Annotated in this window: 14 protein-coding genes; 10 read left to right on the plus strand and 4 right to left on the minus strand. The window is 73.3% G+C overall.

The window, feature by feature from the left end; genetic code table 11:
- Window positions 1–316 precede the first annotated feature (316 nt).
- Both AC559T_RS20435 and AC559T_RS20440 read right to left on the minus strand, forming a co-directional pair.
- The gene (locus AC559T_RS20435) at window positions 317–1,933 is read right to left on the minus strand and encodes an LCP family protein (RefSeq protein WP_498869759.1); all 1,617 of its coding nucleotides are present in this window, start codon (window positions 1,931–1,933) and stop codon (window positions 317–319) included.
- 310 nt (window positions 1,934–2,243) lie between these two features.
- Window positions 2,244–3,149: a class I SAM-dependent methyltransferase gene (locus AC559T_RS20440; RefSeq protein ID WP_498869760.1), complete on the minus strand. Its 906-nt coding sequence runs from the start codon at window positions 3,147–3,149 to the stop codon at window positions 2,244–2,246.
- A gap of 377 nt (window positions 3,150–3,526) precedes the next feature.
- Between AC559T_RS20440 and AC559T_RS20445 the strand changes: the two genes are divergently transcribed.
- Both AC559T_RS20445 and wecB read left to right on the plus strand, forming a co-directional pair.
- On the plus strand, window positions 3,527–4,123 hold the full coding sequence (locus AC559T_RS20445; RefSeq protein ID WP_498869761.1) for an NAD-dependent epimerase/dehydratase family protein: 597 nt from the start codon (window positions 3,527–3,529) through the stop codon (window positions 4,121–4,123).
- 13 nt (window positions 4,124–4,136) lie between these two features.
- Complete coding sequence (wecB, locus tag AC559T_RS20450) at window positions 4,137–6,161, plus strand: non-hydrolyzing UDP-N-acetylglucosamine 2-epimerase (RefSeq protein WP_498869762.1); 2,025 nt, start codon at window positions 4,137–4,139, stop codon at window positions 6,159–6,161.
- A 92-nt stretch (window positions 6,162–6,253) separates the two neighbouring features.
- On the opposite strand, the gene AC559T_RS20455 is transcribed toward wecB, so the two are convergent.
- Window positions 6,254–7,168 carry an inositol monophosphatase family protein gene (locus AC559T_RS20455; RefSeq protein WP_112108824.1) on the minus strand — a complete coding sequence of 305 codons (915 nt, stop codon included), beginning with the start codon at window positions 7,166–7,168 and terminating at the stop codon, window positions 6,254–6,256.
- Between the two features lie 96 nt (window positions 7,169–7,264).
- On the opposite strand from AC559T_RS20455, the gene valS reads away from it, so the two are divergent.
- The 4 genes from valS to AC559T_RS20475 all read left to right on the plus strand — a co-directional run bounded on the left by valS (window position 7,265) and on the right by AC559T_RS20475 (window position 11,578).
- Window positions 7,265–9,895 (plus strand): valine--tRNA ligase, encoded by a 2,631-nt coding sequence (gene valS, locus AC559T_RS20460; protein ID WP_498869763.1) that lies wholly within the window; start codon window positions 7,265–7,267, stop codon window positions 9,893–9,895.
- A gap of 28 nt (window positions 9,896–9,923) precedes the next feature.
- The gene (locus tag AC559T_RS20465) at window positions 9,924–10,424 is read left to right on the plus strand and encodes a sigma factor (RefSeq protein WP_498869764.1); all 501 of its coding nucleotides are present in this window, start codon (window positions 9,924–9,926) and stop codon (window positions 10,422–10,424) included.
- The gene (locus AC559T_RS20470) at window positions 10,337–10,972 is read left to right on the plus strand and encodes a sigma factor-like helix-turn-helix DNA-binding protein (RefSeq protein ID WP_498869765.1); all 636 of its coding nucleotides are present in this window, start codon (window positions 10,337–10,339) and stop codon (window positions 10,970–10,972) included. The genes AC559T_RS20465 and AC559T_RS20470 overlap by 88 nt, the downstream gene beginning before the upstream one ends.
- A gap of 87 nt (window positions 10,973–11,059) precedes the next feature.
- The gene (locus AC559T_RS20475) at window positions 11,060–11,578 is read left to right on the plus strand and encodes a gamma carbonic anhydrase family protein (protein ID WP_235014496.1); all 519 of its coding nucleotides are present in this window, start codon (window positions 11,060–11,062) and stop codon (window positions 11,576–11,578) included.
- Window positions 11,579–11,689: 111 nt separating this feature from the next.
- On the opposite strand, the gene AC559T_RS20480 is transcribed toward AC559T_RS20475, so the two are convergent.
- Window positions 11,690–11,998, minus strand: a complete 309-nt coding sequence (locus tag AC559T_RS20480) for a DUF4235 domain-containing protein (protein WP_112108141.1) — start codon at window positions 11,996–11,998, stop codon at window positions 11,690–11,692.
- 204 nt (window positions 11,999–12,202) lie between these two features.
- Between AC559T_RS20480 and dut the strand changes: the two genes are divergently transcribed.
- The 4 genes from dut (at window position 12,203) to AC559T_RS20500 (ending at window position 15,157) form a co-directional block, all read left to right on the plus strand.
- Window positions 12,203–12,898, plus strand: a complete 696-nt coding sequence (gene dut / locus AC559T_RS20485; protein ID WP_498869766.1) for a dUTP diphosphatase — start codon at window positions 12,203–12,205, stop codon at window positions 12,896–12,898.
- A complete protein-coding gene (locus AC559T_RS20490) occupies window positions 12,879–13,568 on the plus strand; it encodes a DUF3710 domain-containing protein (RefSeq protein ID WP_071061629.1) in 690 nt (229 codons plus the stop codon). Before dut ends, AC559T_RS20490 begins: the two co-directional genes overlap by 20 nt.
- Window positions 13,569–13,849: 281 nt before the next feature.
- Window positions 13,850–14,236 (plus strand): OB-fold nucleic acid binding domain-containing protein, encoded by a 387-nt coding sequence (locus AC559T_RS20495; protein WP_071061631.1) that lies wholly within the window; start codon window positions 13,850–13,852, stop codon window positions 14,234–14,236.
- A 105-nt stretch (window positions 14,237–14,341) separates the two neighbouring features.
- Window positions 14,342–15,157, plus strand: coding sequence for a DUF3159 domain-containing protein (locus AC559T_RS20500; RefSeq protein WP_112108148.1), 816 nt, complete (start codon window positions 14,342–14,344; stop codon window positions 15,155–15,157).
- Window positions 15,158–15,191 lie beyond the last annotated feature (34 nt).

Consider the following 15,191-nt stretch of genomic DNA (forward strand, 5'->3'; position numbering starts at 1 on the left):
CCTTCATCCCGTTGTCCCTTCACTGTTCCGAACACCGGGTCTCACGGCGCCCGGCGCCGGTAGACCATACGTCGTATGTGCCGGTACAAAGCGGGCATAAATTGCGGCTGGAAATGTCAACGGCGGGGATGAAAAAAGAGGTTGCGGACGGTGGCCGGTCTGGCCCGGAGCCGAGTGGTACCAGTGCCGGAAAAGGGCCTGACGGGAGTAAAGCGTCCAGTTGTTGCCGGAAAGGTGCGGCCGGGTCGGATGGGAGTGCTCACCCGCTGGCGGCCACCGGCACCGAGCCTGCCCTACAACGACCCGGTAGGTCCCATTAGTAGATGCAGGCGGCGGCGGCGGTCACCGGCGGCTCGGTCGTCGCGGACGATCCCACCGACGGCCCCACCGGCAGTGTGGCGGACGGCCCCGGCGTGCCCGGGGTGGTGCCGGCCGTGGCATCCTGCCCGGTCCCGGCGATCGGCCGGGCCAGGATGTCGACGCCGGCGCCGACACTGACACCGGTCGGCGCCGTGGCCGTGGGCATCGCCGTGGGCGGGGGTGTGGGGGTGGCTGTTGGCTGTTCGGCCGGGGAGGCGGGCGTCGATGCCACGTCGGGTACCTGAGGCGTCACCGTGGGGGTGGCGCTCTCGGTGGGTGGGGGGGCGACTGCCGCGGTGGGGGCGGCCGGTGCGCCGATCGAGGGTTCCGGGGTGAAGGCGCCGCCGAGCGGGATGGGGTCTCCGGAGCCGGTGGGCTCGGGCAGGGACTCGCCGCCGGTGATGTTCCGGAAGAACCGCCGCATCTGGTCGGGGTCGTACAGGAAGTAGAAGGCCGGTTCGGCGATCTGGCCCGTGATCGGGACGGTGGAGAACGTGACGGCGCCGGTCGTCATCCCGCGCATCCGCTCGGCCAGCGCGCGCAGCTCGGTGAAGCCGGTCTCGTCGTCCAGCACCACCGACCGCGTCACCGCGCCCAGAAACGCGGCGAGCTTGGTCGGGCGCAGGAGGACGTCGCTGCTGCTGACCTTTCGGAACATCGCCGCGAGAAACGCCTGCTGGCGGCGGATCCGGGAGAGGTCACCGTCAGCGAAACCATGTCGTTGCCGAACAAAGGCAAGCGCATTGCCGCCGATCAGATGATTGTTTCCCGGCTGCCCGAGGAAACCGGAGCTGGGGTCGTTCAGGTTCATCGACCGCACCCGCCGGCCGTTCTCCAGTGTGTGCGGCTCGACGTAGCTCGATGCCTGCAGACACACGTCGATGCCACCGATCGCGGACGTCATCTGCTGGAAGCCGTTGAAGTCGAGTTCGGCGTAGTGGTTGATGCGCAGTCCCGCCACCTGCTCGAGGGTGGCGACGAGGAGCGCGGGGCCACCGCTGCCGAACGCTGCGTTGATCCTGTCTCGGCGGGCCCGGTGGTGGGTGCCGCCGTCGTCGGTCCAGGCCGGGATGGGCACCCTCAGGTCACGGGGGACCGACACGATGTTCGTCCGCCCGTCCGAGGCCAGGTGGGCGATCATCATAGTGTCGGATCGCGCGCCGCTGACCGCCGCGGCGTCCGAGCCGGTGCGCACGTCGGAGCCGACGAGGAGCCAGGTCTCGGTGCCGACCGGCGCGGGTGGTGGGCGGGTCACCGTGATGTCGGCAGGCGGCGCGATGGTCTCGCGATCGATCCTGCGGTCGTAGAAGGTGATGACGAACCAGCCGGTGGTGGTTACCACCACCACGGCGACCGACAGCAGGGCGGTCAGGACGAGCAGAACCCGGCGTACCGGGCCGCGCCGCGCGGCGCCGGCCGCCGCGTCGCTCCCGTCACCCGGCGGGTCGGCCTCGCTGCCGTCTTCGGCCTCGCCGTCGATGTCGCGTTCGCGGGTGTCGTGCTCACCGTCCACGGTCTCTGCCGGCGTCACTTCGGGGGCGTCGCACGACTGCCGTGCGCGCGTGTCCCGCATGCCGCCGCCCCCCGCCGCGCCTCATACCGGCGCGTGCCTGCCGGCAGAAACAAAGGTAAGTCAACGAAAGATAAGTCAGCCAATAGTGATGTTGCGGGCCCGCAAGTCGGATGTGACAACCGACGCGGGACGAATCGGGGCACACCGCATCATCTGTCAGATGAGGGTGCTGCTGCCGCGCGGACGCCGCCGGACGGCCCGAACGTGCCCCGCCCGGCCGGTCGGGCGCGGCCGGTCAGACAACGGCCGCTCAGACAACGGCAGGTCGGGCGCGGCCGGTCAGCCGCGGCCGGTCAGCCGAGGCCGGCCATTAGGCGCGGACGGCCACCAGGTGCAACGAGCCGGGGTCCTCCCGGTACACCGGCGAGCTCGGGGACGTCCCAGAGGCAGACGTCCCGGAGGCGATCTTGAAGCCGGCGCCGACGAGCCGGCGCTCGGCCGTGTGCGCGTCGTAGTGCCACCGGTTCACCGGACTGGTCGGGTGCCGCGCGTTCCCGCGCCGGGGCAGGCCGAGGCGCCCCGCGCCCCGCTCCTCCCCGGGCGAGCGCAGGCGCTGCCACGCCACCAGCTCGTCGGCGTCGATCTCGCCGCGGACGTACCGGTCGACCGCGTACCGCAGGTCAGGTAGCACGACGTGCAGCGTCCCGCCCGGGCGCAGGACGCGGGCGTACTCCTCCAGCGCCCGCCGCATCGCCGGCGGCGGCAGCTCCTGCAGGACGTGCGCGCAGAGGAGGTGATCGACCGAGTCGTCGTCCAGTGGCAGCGCGGCCCGCGGGTCGTGCCGCGCGACGACGGCCACCTCCCGGGCCTCCCACTGTTCGCGGATCGTCCAGCCCCGTCCGCCCCGCGGCCCCGCCGGTAGGTCGCGCGGGCGTGGACGCGGACGTGGGCTGGGACGGGGGCGGGGGGCGAGCCGGGCGACGACCGCGGCCAGCCGCGGCCGGCGCGCCGATCGCCAGCCGGCCGCGCACCCCCTGCGCAGCAGGCGCAGCGTGCGGGACGCCCGCAGCAGCCGGGTGAGGTCGGACGTCCGCCGCAGCGCGGGGTAGGCGGCGACGAGGCCGGGGGAGAACGCGGGGTCGAGGTTGACGTAGTCCGGCAGGACCAGGTGGGACGAGGTGACGTTCACCCACAGCTCGCCCCGGCTGTTGCGGTGGTACCGCAGGCGCCGTGCCCGGCCTGGTGGCGCCGGGAGCCGTGCCGTCCGGTGCGTCATCCCCGTCTCGTGCCCCATTCGTCCGTTGCCCGTGGGCGATCCGTCCCGGCGTCCGCGCCTCCGACCAGCCGTCGGTGACCCGCCCGAGGCCTGGGCGCGCCTTTTAGTCGTCGCTTAGGCACAGAGAGTAGATCGATCCGGGCTGATGTCCGGCATCTCTGCTCGGCGCGTCCCCGGGTGTTCCCGCTGTGGTGCGGTCTCCGTCCACGCCGTCGCCGCCCGGCGCGTCATCGCTTCAGGTAGCGATCATTTCAATACAGAGAGTCATACTTGCTTCGGTGTCAGCGGCCAGGCGCCGGACACCCGGGCATCACGAGGCCGGGCATCACGAGCGGACGGCCCACCCCGACCGGACCCCGGTCTCGAAGGAGCGCTAGATGCGTGTACTGGTCCTCGGTGGCGACGGCTTGCTCGGCGGTGAGCTGGTCCGCCGGCTCGTCCGCGACCATGACGTCACCGTCGCCGTCAGGGCCACCGCACCGTCCTGCCCGCCACCCGCCGACCGGGTGCTCACCGGCGTGGACGTCCGCCGCCGCGACACCATGGTCGACGCGTTCGCCGCGGTGCGGCCGGACGCCGTCGTGAACTCCGTCGGCCTGGTCGGGCGGCGCGCGGAGGGACGTGAGGAGGGCGTGCCCGACCCGGTGGACGTCCACGGGATGACCAAGCTGCTCGGCGAGGTGCGCAACCGGGCGCTGTCCGCGCGCCGGCTGCGGTCGGTAACCGGCTCCGGTCGCCCGGGTGGCCGGCGATGGTCGACGAGCTGGCGACCGCGATCGAACGGCGTGACATCGAAGGCTCCCCCCGGCGCCGCCCGGCGCCTCGTCCCGGCGCGATCGGAAGCCCCCGCGCCGCCCTCACCTCCCCGAACGGAGTGCACGCCTATGCCTGACAGGAACCTCGACGAACACGGCTCCGGTAACCGGCCGCCGCATCAGCCCTGGTCGGCCGAGCCGGTCGATCCGCTCCGGTAGAAGGGACAGCGGCGTGTCGAGAACGAGAGGCGACAGAGACGACCACACCGGCGCCCGGCAACACGGGGACGACGCCGAGCTCACGCGGACGGGCTTCTTCCGGAGCTGGTTCTCCGGCGGGGGATCCCACCGCCAGCGCGGTCCGGACGCCCAGCGCGGCGCGGACGCCCAGCGCGGCGCGGGGGACCGACGCGGCGCGGGGGACCGACGCGGCGGGGACGTCCGGCGTGATTCCGACGTACGGCGTGACCCGGATGCCCGACGTGACCCGGATGCCCGGCGTGATGCGGACGTCCGGCGTGATCCTGGTGTCGCCGGGGAGCCCGACATGGGGGTGTCCCACCGGATACCGGCGGCCAGGCCCAGGCCACAGACCGGCCACACCGCGACCTCTCCCAACACGACCGGGCTGGACGGCGGCGGTGCCGGCGGTCAGACCGTGCCCGGTCAGGGCGCCAGGGGCCAGAGCATTCCCGGCCAGGGCGCCGGCGGGCCGGGCGTCGGGGCCCAGGGCGTCGGTGGTCAGGGCGCCGAGGAACAGAGCGTCGCGGACCAGGGTGCCGCGGGAGAGAGCACCGTCGGGCGGGGGCCGGCGGAACGAGGAGGAATGACCGCAATGACCGGGACGGCGGGAACGACCGCACGAACAGGTCCCTCTGTGCCGACCGCGCCGTCCACGCCGATCGCCCCTACCGGGCCGACCGTTCCCACGGTCCCGAACCGGCGTCTCCCCCCGGACCGCCAGGGCGCGGCCGGCCGGATGACCATGCCCGACCGGGTGACGCGCACGGAGATCATGGGAGTCCCCGCGCCGGTGCCGCGCGGCCGACCCGGGCCGGCCGAGCACCGGGCCCGGGTCATGGTCCTGGTCGGCACCCGTCCGGAGATCGTGAAGCTGAGCCGAATCATCGCGGCGCTCGAGCGGGCCGTGGACGTCTGCCTGGTCCACTCGGGCCAGCACTATGACTACGAGCTGAACCAGGTGTTCTTCGACGAGCTCGGTATCCGCAAACCGGACCACTTCCTCGACGCCGTCGGCGCGAGCGCCGCCGAGACCATCGGCCGGGTGATCGCCCGCTCCGACGCGGTGTTCGTCGACGAGTCCCCGGACGCGCTGCTGCTCTACGGGGACACGAACACCACGCTCGCGGTCATCGCGGCCCGGCGGCGGCACATCCCGGTGTTCCACCTGGAGGCCGGGAACCGCTGTTTCGACGACCGGGTCCCGGAGGAGATCAACCGCCGGCTGGTCGACCACCTCAGCGACATCAACCTCCCGCTCACCGAGCACGCGCGGCGCCACCTGCTGGCCGAGGGTCTGCCGGCGCAGCGGATCTTCGTCACGGGCTCGCCGATGAAGGAGGTCCTCGACCACTACGCGCCGCTCGTCGACGCCTCACCGGTGCTCACGAACCTCGGTGTCACCGCGGGCCACTTCCTGGTGGTCAGCGCGCACCGGGAGGAGAACGTCGACGCGCCGGAGCTGCTCATCGGCCTGCTGGAGACACTCAACGCGCTGGCCGCCCGCTACCGGGTGCCGATCATCGTCTCCACCCACCCGCGTACCCGGGATCGTCTCGACGCCCTTGAGGCGTCCGGCCGCGCCCCGGCGACCGACGGCCTCGTCCGTTTCTGCCGGCCCTTCGGGTTCGCGGACTACATCGCGTTGCAGCGGGCGGCGCAGTGCGTGATCTCGGACAGCGGCTCGCTGACCGAGGAGGCCTCGCTGCTCGGGTTCCCCGCGGTGATGATCCGGGAGGCGCACGAGCGCCCCGAGGGCGTCGACCACGGAGTGGCGGTCTCCTGCCTGCCCCGGCCGGACCGGGTCCTCGCCGCGGTCGACCTGGTCGTCGACGCGGCGCAGGGGGACCGGGCACCGCGGATCGTCCCCGATTACGACGTGGACGACGTCTCCCGCCGCGTCGTACGGATCATCGTCAGCCACATCGACTACGTCCGCCGCACCGTCTGGTTCGAGCGCCCACCAGCCGGGACCAGCGAACCAACGCCCGGAGGCACCTCCCTGACCCTCCCATAGCCCAGCCCCAGCCCCAGCCCCTGGCCCGGCTGGGCCGGGGCCGCATCGCGGAGCCCGGAAGCGGGGCCGGACCGCCGGGCTGGTGGTGGCCGCTAGTCGGTGTCGGCGCGGGGGTGTTCGGCCAGCAGGGCGGTGAGGTTGGCGAACAGGGAGGGGGGAGCGGCTATGACGAGGTCCTCGCTGGCTTCCCGGCCGTCCAGGCCGCCGACCCGCAGGCCCGCCTCGGCGGCGATCAGTGCGCCCGCCGCGTGGTCCCAGGGGTGTAGTCCGCGTTCGTAGTAGGCGTCGACGATGCCCGCCGCGGCGGCGCAGAGGTCGAGGGAGGCCGCGCCCATCCGGCGGATGTCGCGGACCCTGGGCACGACCCGGGTCAGCACCGCGGCCTGGGTCGTCCGGCGGCGCTCGGTGTATCCGAAGCCGGTGGCGACGAGTGCGCCGCCCAGCTCGGTCACCGCCGAACCGGTCAGCTTCGTCGGCTCCCCGGCCGTCGGCCCGAGCGACGCGCCCGCGCCGGTGCCAGCGCCCAGGTCGCCCCCGCGATCCGTGCCCACCGGTGTCTCCCAGCGGAAGGCGCCGCCGCCGCGGACAGCGGTGTATGTGACTCCCATCGCGGGCGCGTGCACCACGCCCGCCACGATCTCGCCGTCCAGCTCGGCCGCGATCGACACCGCCCAGTTGGGCAGGCGGTAGAGGAAGTTGACCGTCCCGTCGAGGGGGTCGACGATCCAGCGGACGCCGCTGGTGCCCGCTGTGTCGGAGCCCTCCTCGCCGAGCAGGCCGTCGTCCGGGCGGGCTTCGCGCAGGCGGCGGGCGACGAGGGCCTCCGACGCCCGGTCCAGCGCGGTGACGACGTCGGTCGGCGAGGATTTCGTCGCCTCGGCGGCGACCGTGCCGGCGCGGCCGGTGACGAGCAGGGCCCCGGCCTCGCGGGCGACGTCCAGGCCGAGGTCGAGCAGGGCGGCCGGGGCCGGGCGGAGGGTGCTGGGGGGCGCGTCCACGGTGCTCATCCTGCCAAGGCTGGCCGGCGGCGGGAGCGGCGAGGGGCCCGCGGCCCGCACTCCCGCCGCGAGGGCGACGATCGCGTGCCCCGTAGGATTGTGCGCGTGGTGGCAACGGACAGTACGGAACGGCCGACCCGCGCGGTGCCCGCCAAGCCGAGCTTGGACGGGATCGAGACCCGCTGGTCCGAGCAGTGGCACGAGCGCGGGACCTATGAGTTCGACCGGTCGGCGCCGCGGGAGCGGGTCTACTCGGTCGACACCCCGCCACCGACCGTGAGTGGCTCGCTGCACGTAGGCCACGTGTTCTCGTACACCCACACAGACCTGATCGCCCGCTTCCAGCGGATGCGCGGGCGCGAGGTCTTCTACCCCATGGGGTTCGACGACAACGGGCTGCCGACCGAGCGGCGGGTGCAGAACTACTACGGCGTGCGGTGCGACCCGTCGCTGCCCTACGACCCGGATTTCACCCCGCCGGAGAAGCCGGGCAAGGACCAGCTCCCGATCTCCCGGCGCAACTTCGTCGAGCTCTGCGAGACGCTGACGATCGAGGACGAGAAGGGCTTCGAGGAGCTCTGGCGCCGTCTCGGGCTCTCCGTCGACTGGTCGCACACCTACGCGACCATCGACACCCGGTCCCGCGCGGTGGCGCAGCGGGCCTTCCTGCGTAACCTCGCCCGCGGCCAGGCCTACCTGGCCGAGGCCCCGACTCTGTGGGACGTCACGTTCCGCACCGCGGTCGCCCAGGCCGAGCTGGAGGACAGGGAGCGCCCCGGCGCGTACCACACGCTCGCGTTCGGGCGGCCCGGCGGCGACCCGGTGGTGATCGAGACGACCCGTCCGGAGCTGCTGCCGGCCTGCGTGGCACTCGTGGCGCATCCCGACGACGCGCGCTACCAGCCGCTGTTCGGGCAGACGGTGCGCACGCCGCTGTTCGACGTCGAGGTGCCGGTGGTGGCGCACCGGCTGGCTGATCCGGAGAAGGGCTCCGGCATCGCCATGATCTGCACCTTCGGTGACCTCACCGACGTCATCTGGTGGCGTGAGCTGCGGCTGCCCGCCCGCGCGGTGATCGGCCGGGACGGCCGCCTGATCGCCGAGGCCCCCGAGGCGATCTCGTCGCCGGCCGGCCGGGAGCACTACGCCCAGCTCGGCGGGAAGACGATCGCCGCCGCGCGGACGGCGATCGTGGCGGCCCTGCAGGAGTCCGGCGCGCTGCTCGGTGAGCCGCGGGCGATCAATCACCCGGTCAAGTTCTACGAGAAGGGCGACCGGCCGCTCGAGATCGTCACCACCCGCCAGTGGTACATCCGCAACGGCGGCCGGGACGAGCAGTTGCGTGAGCAGCTGCGCCAGCGTGGCAGCGAGCTGCGCTGGCACCCCGAGTACATGCGGGTGCGCTACGAGAACTGGGTGGACGGCCTCAACGGCGACTGGCTGATCAGCCGGCAGCGTTTCTTCGGTGTGCCCTTCCCGGTCTGGTACCCGCTCGACGCGGACGGCCAGCCCCGCCACGACGCCCCGATCGTCGCGGCCGAGGCCACCCTGCCCGTGGACCCGTCCAGTGACGTCCCCCCGGGCTACACGGCCGAGCAGCGGGGCGTGCCCGGCGGCTTCATGGCCGACCCCGACGTCATGGACACCTGGGCCACCTCCTCGCTGACGCCGCTGATCGCCAGTGGCTGGGAGAGCGACCCGGCGCTGTTCGCGCAGGTGTTCCCGATGAACCTGCGCCCCCAGGCGCACGAGATCATCCGGACCTGGCTGTTCTCGACCGTGCTGCGCAGCCACGACGAGTTCGGCACGCTGCCCTGGACGGACGCGGCGATCTCGGGTTGGATCCTCGACCCGGACCGCAAGAAGATGTCGAAGTCCAAGGGCAACGTGGTCACGCCCATGGGCCTGCTCGAGCAGCACGGCTCGGACGCCGTCCGCTACTGGGCGGCCTCGGGCCGTCCGGGCACCGACACGGCCTTCGACGTCGGCCAGATGAAGACCGGCCGCCGGCTCGCCATCAAGATCCTCAACGCGAGCCGGTTCGTGCTGGGCCTCGCCGAGGCGGGCGAGGGCGAGGTCTTCGAGAGCGGCGCGGCCCTCGCGGCCGACGCCGCACCCGGCCCGGCCGCGATCACCGAACCGCTGGACAGAGCACTGCTCGCCGAGCTCGCCCGGGTCGTCGACACGGCCACCGGCGCGTTCGAGGGCTACGACTACACCCGGGCGCTCGAGGTCACCGAGACCTTCTTCTGGCGGTTCTGCGACGACTACGTCGAGCTGGTCAAGGGCCGGGCGTACGGCGGGCACGGGGAGGCCGGCGCCGCCTCCGCCCGGGCGACGCTGTCGATCGCGCTGTCGACGCTGCTCACCCTGTTCGCGCCGTTCCTGCCGTTCGTCACCGAGGAGGTCTGGTCCTGGTGGCGGGCGGGCTCGGTGCACCGGGCCCGCTGGCCGGAGGCCGCCGAGGTCCGCGAGGCCGCCGGAGACGGCCGTCCCGAGCTGCTGGACGCGGTCGGCGCCGCGCTCTCCGCGGTGCGCCGGGCCAAGTCCGAGGCGAAGGTGTCGATGAAGGCCGAGGTCGCCACCGCCCGGGTCAGCGGTGACGCCGACGTCGTCGCGCTGGTCGGGCAGGCTGCCGTGGACCTGCGCAGCGCCGGCGGGATCTGGGAGCTGAGCCTGGTCGGCACCGGCGGCGAGCTGGCTGTCGACGTGGTGCTCGTCCCGCCGGCCGGCTGATCGTCACCGTCCGCGACGGGGGAGCGGTGTGACCGACAGGCCCGACGCGGGCGGCCCCGGTGCGCTGGCCGAGGCGTTCGAGGCGGAGCGCGGGTACCTGCGCGCCGTGGCCTACCGCATCCTCGGCTCGGTCACCGACACCGAGGACATCGTCCAGGACGCCTGGCTGCGTCTCGCCCGGACCGACCCGGCCGCCATCGAGGACCTGCGCGGATGGTTGACCGTGGTCGTCGGCCGGCTCTGCCTCGACCATCTCCGCTCGGCCCGGGTCCGGCGGGAGACCTACGTCGGGCCGTGGCTGCCCGAGCCGCTGGTCGCCCGTCCGGTCCGGGCGGGTCGGGTGGGTCGGCGGTGGCCGGCGTCGCGGCCCACCCCGGCAGGGGTCGGCCGGGCCCGGCCGGTGGGGGCGGCGCGACCGGCCCGGTCGGCGAGGTCACGGCCGTGGCCGCCGAGCGGGCCGACCCGGCGGACCGGGTCACCCTCGCCGAGTCGGTCAGCATGGCCATGCTGGTCGTCCTGGAGTCACTGAGCCCGGCCGAGCGGACCGCGCTGATCCTGCACGACGTCTTCGGCTTCGGCTTCGAGGAGGTCGCCGAGGTGACCGGCCGCAGCCCGGCCGCCAGCCGGCAGCTCGCCAGCCGCGCCCGGCGGCACGTGCGGGAGCGGGCCGTCCGCTTCGATCCCGACCCGGCCCAGCGGCGCGGTGTCGCCGATGCGTTCCTGGCGGCCGCCGCGGGCGGTGACCTGGCCGCGCTGCTGCGCGTCCTCGACCCGGACGTCGTGCTGCGCTCGGACGGCGGCGGTGTGGTGCGCGCCGCGCTGCGCCCGATCGACGGGGCGGACAAGGTGGCGCGGTTCCTGCACGGCCTGATTGAGAAGGGCCGTCGGCAGTACGGGACCGCGGTGCGCTTCGTCCCGGTAGAGGTCAACGGGGGAGCGGGTATCGCCACGTACGCCGGTCCGCGGCTGGTGAACGTCGTTGCGCTCACGGTGTGGCGCGGGCTGGTCACGGAGATCGACGTCGTGGTCAACCCGGCGAAGCTGCGCCATCTCACGCAACCGCCACACGGCGGCTGAGTACGTCGCCACCCGCCCGGACGGGCGCCGCGACCAGCGGAAACCATGAGTGCCACGGGTGGCGGCACGATACGGCAGGATGGAAACGTGGCCATCTACGCGTTGGGGGACCTCGAACCCTCGATCGATCCGTCCGCGTACGTTCATCCCGACGCGACGGTGATCGGGAACGTCACGATCGGCCCGGAGTCGACGGTCTGGCCCGGCGTCGTGCTCCGCGGCGACCATGGGCGCATCGTGATCGGCGCGCGGACGTCCATCCAGGACGGCACGGTGATCCACACGACCGCGCAGTTCCCCACGATCGTCGGGGACGACTGCGTGATCGGGCACATCGTGCACCTCGAGGGCTGCGTGGTCGAGGACGGCTCCCTGGTCGGCTCCGGGTCGATCGTCCTGCACCAGGCCCGGGTGGCACGCGGCGCCCTGGTCGCCGCCGGCGCCGTGGTCGGCAACCGGATGGTGGTTCCCGAGCGGGCGATGGCGTTGGGCATCCCGGCGAAGATCCGCGAGGGCGCCGCCTCGCAGGAGCTCATCACCATGGCGGCCGCCCACTACGTCGAGAATGGACGCCGCTTCCGCAAGGACCTGCGCCGCCTGGACTGACCGAGGCCCGCGGCCGAGGCCGCTGCCCGGCGTTCGGTGATCCGTGGCGGTTGAGCGAGTCGTGGATGTCACTCAACCGCCACAGTTGTACGCAGCGGTGCCGCCGTCGGCCTAGTTCTCCGAGGTCGAGATCTCCGGGCGCAGCATGCCGGGGGGCGGGGAGCCCGTCGCCCGGGCCCAGCCGCGCGCGGCGACCCGCTCGGCGGCCAGCCGGCCGAGACCGATGGCCAGGCCGGAGAGCGCGGCCCAGGCGATCGCCTCCGCCCAGGAGGTCTCCGGGTCCGCCGGGTTCACCGGCGGGTCGGACTTGCGTATCTTCCGGTAGGCCGCGGTGACGCCCCTGCTCGCCGCGGTGCCGGCGAGCGCGGTCGCCGCGCCGCCCACGATCTTCCATCCCATCTTCGAAGCCGGTCCGGCCACCCCACACCTCTCGTCCGTGCGCCCCGACTCGCCGGGGCGCAGCTGGTATCGCTCTTCTGCCCTACCCCGCGGCGCGCGGTTTCCTCCTCGCGACCGCCGGAGGTCGGGTCGTCCTCGTGTCGCCGGCATGTGCCGGCCGTCTCGTCACGGGGAGTCGTTAGTGTCGCGGACAGCCCGCCCGGGTGAGGACGACCCAGGAGAATCATGACCGCGACCACCCCCACGCCACCCGGCGCCCTGCTTCCTGCCGGCGCCCTGCGCGCCTACGTTCCACCAGCCGACGCCGTGCCCGGTGATGGCGTGGCCGGCGACATCGTCCCCGGCGCGCAGCGCCCCGAGCCGCCGACCCGCCAGCCGACCGGTGATTCGGTGCCGCCGACCGGCCAGCCGACCGTCGGCGCGGGCACGCTGGAGGTGCTGGTCCGCCGTCTGGACCCGGATCTCCCGCTGCCCGCCTACGCCCAGCCCTCGGACGCCGGCGCCGACCTGGTGACCGCGCAGGACGTCACGCTGGCGCCCGGTGAACGGGCCATCGTCGGAACCGGCCTCTCCGTCGCGCTGCCCGAGGGTTATGCGGCTTTCGTGCATCCCCGCAGCGGACTGGCCGCGCGACACGGCCTGTCCGTGGTCAACGCCCCCGGAACCGTCGATGCCGGTTACCGTGGAGAAGTCAAGGTGATACTTATAAACACCGATCGAAGTGAAGTCATCGCTCTCCGTCGTGGGGATCGGGTGGCTCAGCTCGTGGTCCAGCGGGTGGAGCACGCGGTCTTCCGCGAGGTCGACCTGCTCCCGGATTCCGTCCGGGGTGCGGGCGGCTTCGGGTCGACGGGCGGTTTCGGGCGGTCCTCCGACGGTGGACCGCGAAGGGAGGGCCACGGTGTTCGGTCGGGGTCGTAGGTCGTCGGCCGTCATGGCGGCCGACCCGAGGGCGGAGGAGCCGGACGACGTCGATCTGGTCGGCCCCTTCGACCTCGAGGAGGCGCCCGACGACGACGTGCACAGGCTCGACCTCGGGGCGCTGCGGGTGCCGGCGCTGCGCGGCGTCCAGGTGCAGTTCCAGGTGGAGGAGTCGACCGGCAAGCCGCTCACCGTCGTCGTGACGGACGGGCGCAGCGCCATGGAGCTCGCGGTGTTCGCCGCGCCGAAGACCAGCCCGCTGTGGGACGACGTCCGCACGGAGATCCTGGAGACCGTGCGGGACACCGGCGGCAGCGAGGTCGAGGGCCCGTACGGGCTGGAGCTGCGGCTGCGGTTGCCCACGAGCCAGCCGGGGGAGACCGTGCCCGGGCGGATGATCGGCGTCGACGGGCCCCGCTGGTTCCTGCGGGCCGTCGTGACCGGCGCGGCGGGGCAGGACCCGTCGGCCGGGCCGCTGCTCGACGAGACGCTCGGTGGGATCATCGTGGTCCGCGGCGACTCGGCGATGCCCGTGCGGGATCCGCTGCCGCTGCGGCTGCCGAAGGAGATCTCCGAGCATCCGGACGGTCCCGGCGCGGAAGCCGAGCAGCGCTCGGATTCCAGGCCCGCGATCCCGGTTCCCGGCGTTCGGATCAGCGAGACCCGCTGACCCTTTCCCGGCCCGTCGGGCCGCCGCGCCGAGGCCGGTGACCGGAGGCGGAACGGCGCCGAAACAGTACGGGAACGAGTCCGTGGCGCGCGGCGGGCCCTCGCCGGCTGTCCCATCATGGGCGCGATCGGTGGTGGCGGGTGGTCCGTCCACCTCATAATCCCGGTTCAGGGCGCCGATGCGTGGGCTCGTGGTGGGATTCCCACCCGCCGGTCCGGTGACGTCCCAGGTTTCGGATTCCGTCGCCCGGCTTCGGGAGCGGTTCGATGATCGGAGGAGCCGTGGGCGAGGGGCGCGGCTGGTTGGGACGACGGTTCCACCGGCTGACAGCGGACAACCAGGAACTTGAGGACGAGGAGCTGCGGCAGGCGTCGGTCGCCGTCGGCGCGGACCCGATGCACGCCTGTAGGGACCGCGAGGAGGCGTGCGTCGCCGGATCCATACGTTCGGTAACCGTCCGGGCGCGTTCGGGGGCACCGAGTCTGGAGGTCGACCTCTATGATGGAAGCGGCACCGTGACTCTCGTGTTCCTCGGCCGCAAGCACATCGCGGGCATAGAGGCCGGTCGATCGGTCAAGGCATCCGGTCGGGTCGTCGTGCGCGACGAGCGGACCACGATGTTCAATCCCCGCTACGAGCTGCTGCCAGCCTCCTCGACCAGCGCCTGAGTGGCGCCCGGCGACAGGACTACACCGCCCATGCCACCAGCGTCTCCGCAGGATCCGTCAGTGCCGAACCCGGCGACGGGTCCGGGCGACCCCGGCGGAGCGGCCGTGACCCCGGTCGACGGCGTCGCGGTACCGGGGGCGGGCCCTGGCCTCCCGGCCGGGCACGACGACGCCGGTGGCCGGGCCGGTGGGATCGCCAGCCGGGCCGGTGGGTTCGGTGGCCGGTCCGGTGGGTCCGGCGGCCGCGGCACCGGTGGTGAGCCACCGGTCACGCTGGCAGAGGCGGTGGGCGGCCCGCGCGGAATCATCGACAGCGCCATTCCGACGGTGGCGTTCGTCACCGTCAACGCCGAGGCCGGCCTGACGGCGGGGATCGTCGTCGCGATCGCGGCGGCGGCCGGGCTCGTGGTCCTGCGGGTGGTGCGACACGAGCCCGTCCAGCAGGCGTTCTCCGGGCTCTTCGCGGTCGGGTTCGCCGCCTTCATAGCCTCCCGGACGGGCAGCGCCGAGGGCTTCTTCCTGCCCTCGATAGCGAAGAACGCCGTCTGCGCCGTCGTCGGCCTCGGCTCGGTCCTCGTCGGGCGTCCCGTCGGCGGCTACGTGATGGCCGGCTTCGACCAGCGGTACTCCAACTGGCGGGAGACGCCGTCCGTCCGGCGGGCGGCGGTCTGGGCCACCTTCGTCTGGATCGCGGTGTTCGCGGCGCGGTTCGCGATCCAGGGCGTGCTCTACCTCGCGGGGGAGTCCGGCTGGCTCGCGGCGGCGAACATCGTGCTGGGTCTGCCGTTGTTCGGCGCGGCCGTGCTGGCCACCTTCGCGATCGTCCGGCGCCTCGCCCCGCTGGCGGAGGACGAGCCGTCCGGGGAGGACGGTCAGACCGGCGAACCCGGCCAGCTCGCCGCGGGCATCCCGAACGACTGACAGACCGCGCCGCGCCCCCGGCGCGACGACCGGG

The sequence above is a fragment of the Frankia sp. Hr75.2 genome, from assembly GCF_949319125.1.
Taxonomy (GTDB): Bacteria; Actinomycetota; Actinomycetes; order Frankiales; family Frankiaceae; genus Parafrankia; species Parafrankia soli.

What these genes read in the sequence shown, in the direction of transcription:
- AC559T_RS20455 (WP_112108824.1), bottom strand. Translation starts at nt 7,168, where the DNA reads ATGAGCACCGTGGACGCGCCCCCCAGCACCCTCCGCCCGGCCCCGGCC.
- AC559T_RS20435 (WP_498869759.1), bottom strand. Translation starts at nt 1,933, where the DNA reads ATGCGGGACACGCGCGCACGGCAGTCGTGCGACGCCCCCGAAGTGACG.
- AC559T_RS20440 (WP_498869760.1), bottom strand. Translation starts at nt 3,149, where the DNA reads ATGACGCACCGGACGGCACGGCTCCCGGCGCCACCAGGCCGGGCACGG.
- AC559T_RS20445 (WP_498869761.1), top strand. Translation starts at nt 3,527, where the DNA reads ATGCGTGTACTGGTCCTCGGTGGCGACGGCTTGCTCGGCGGTGAGCTG.
- dut (WP_498869766.1), top strand. Translation starts at nt 12,203, where the DNA reads ATGACCGCGACCACCCCCACGCCACCCGGCGCCCTGCTTCCTGCCGGC.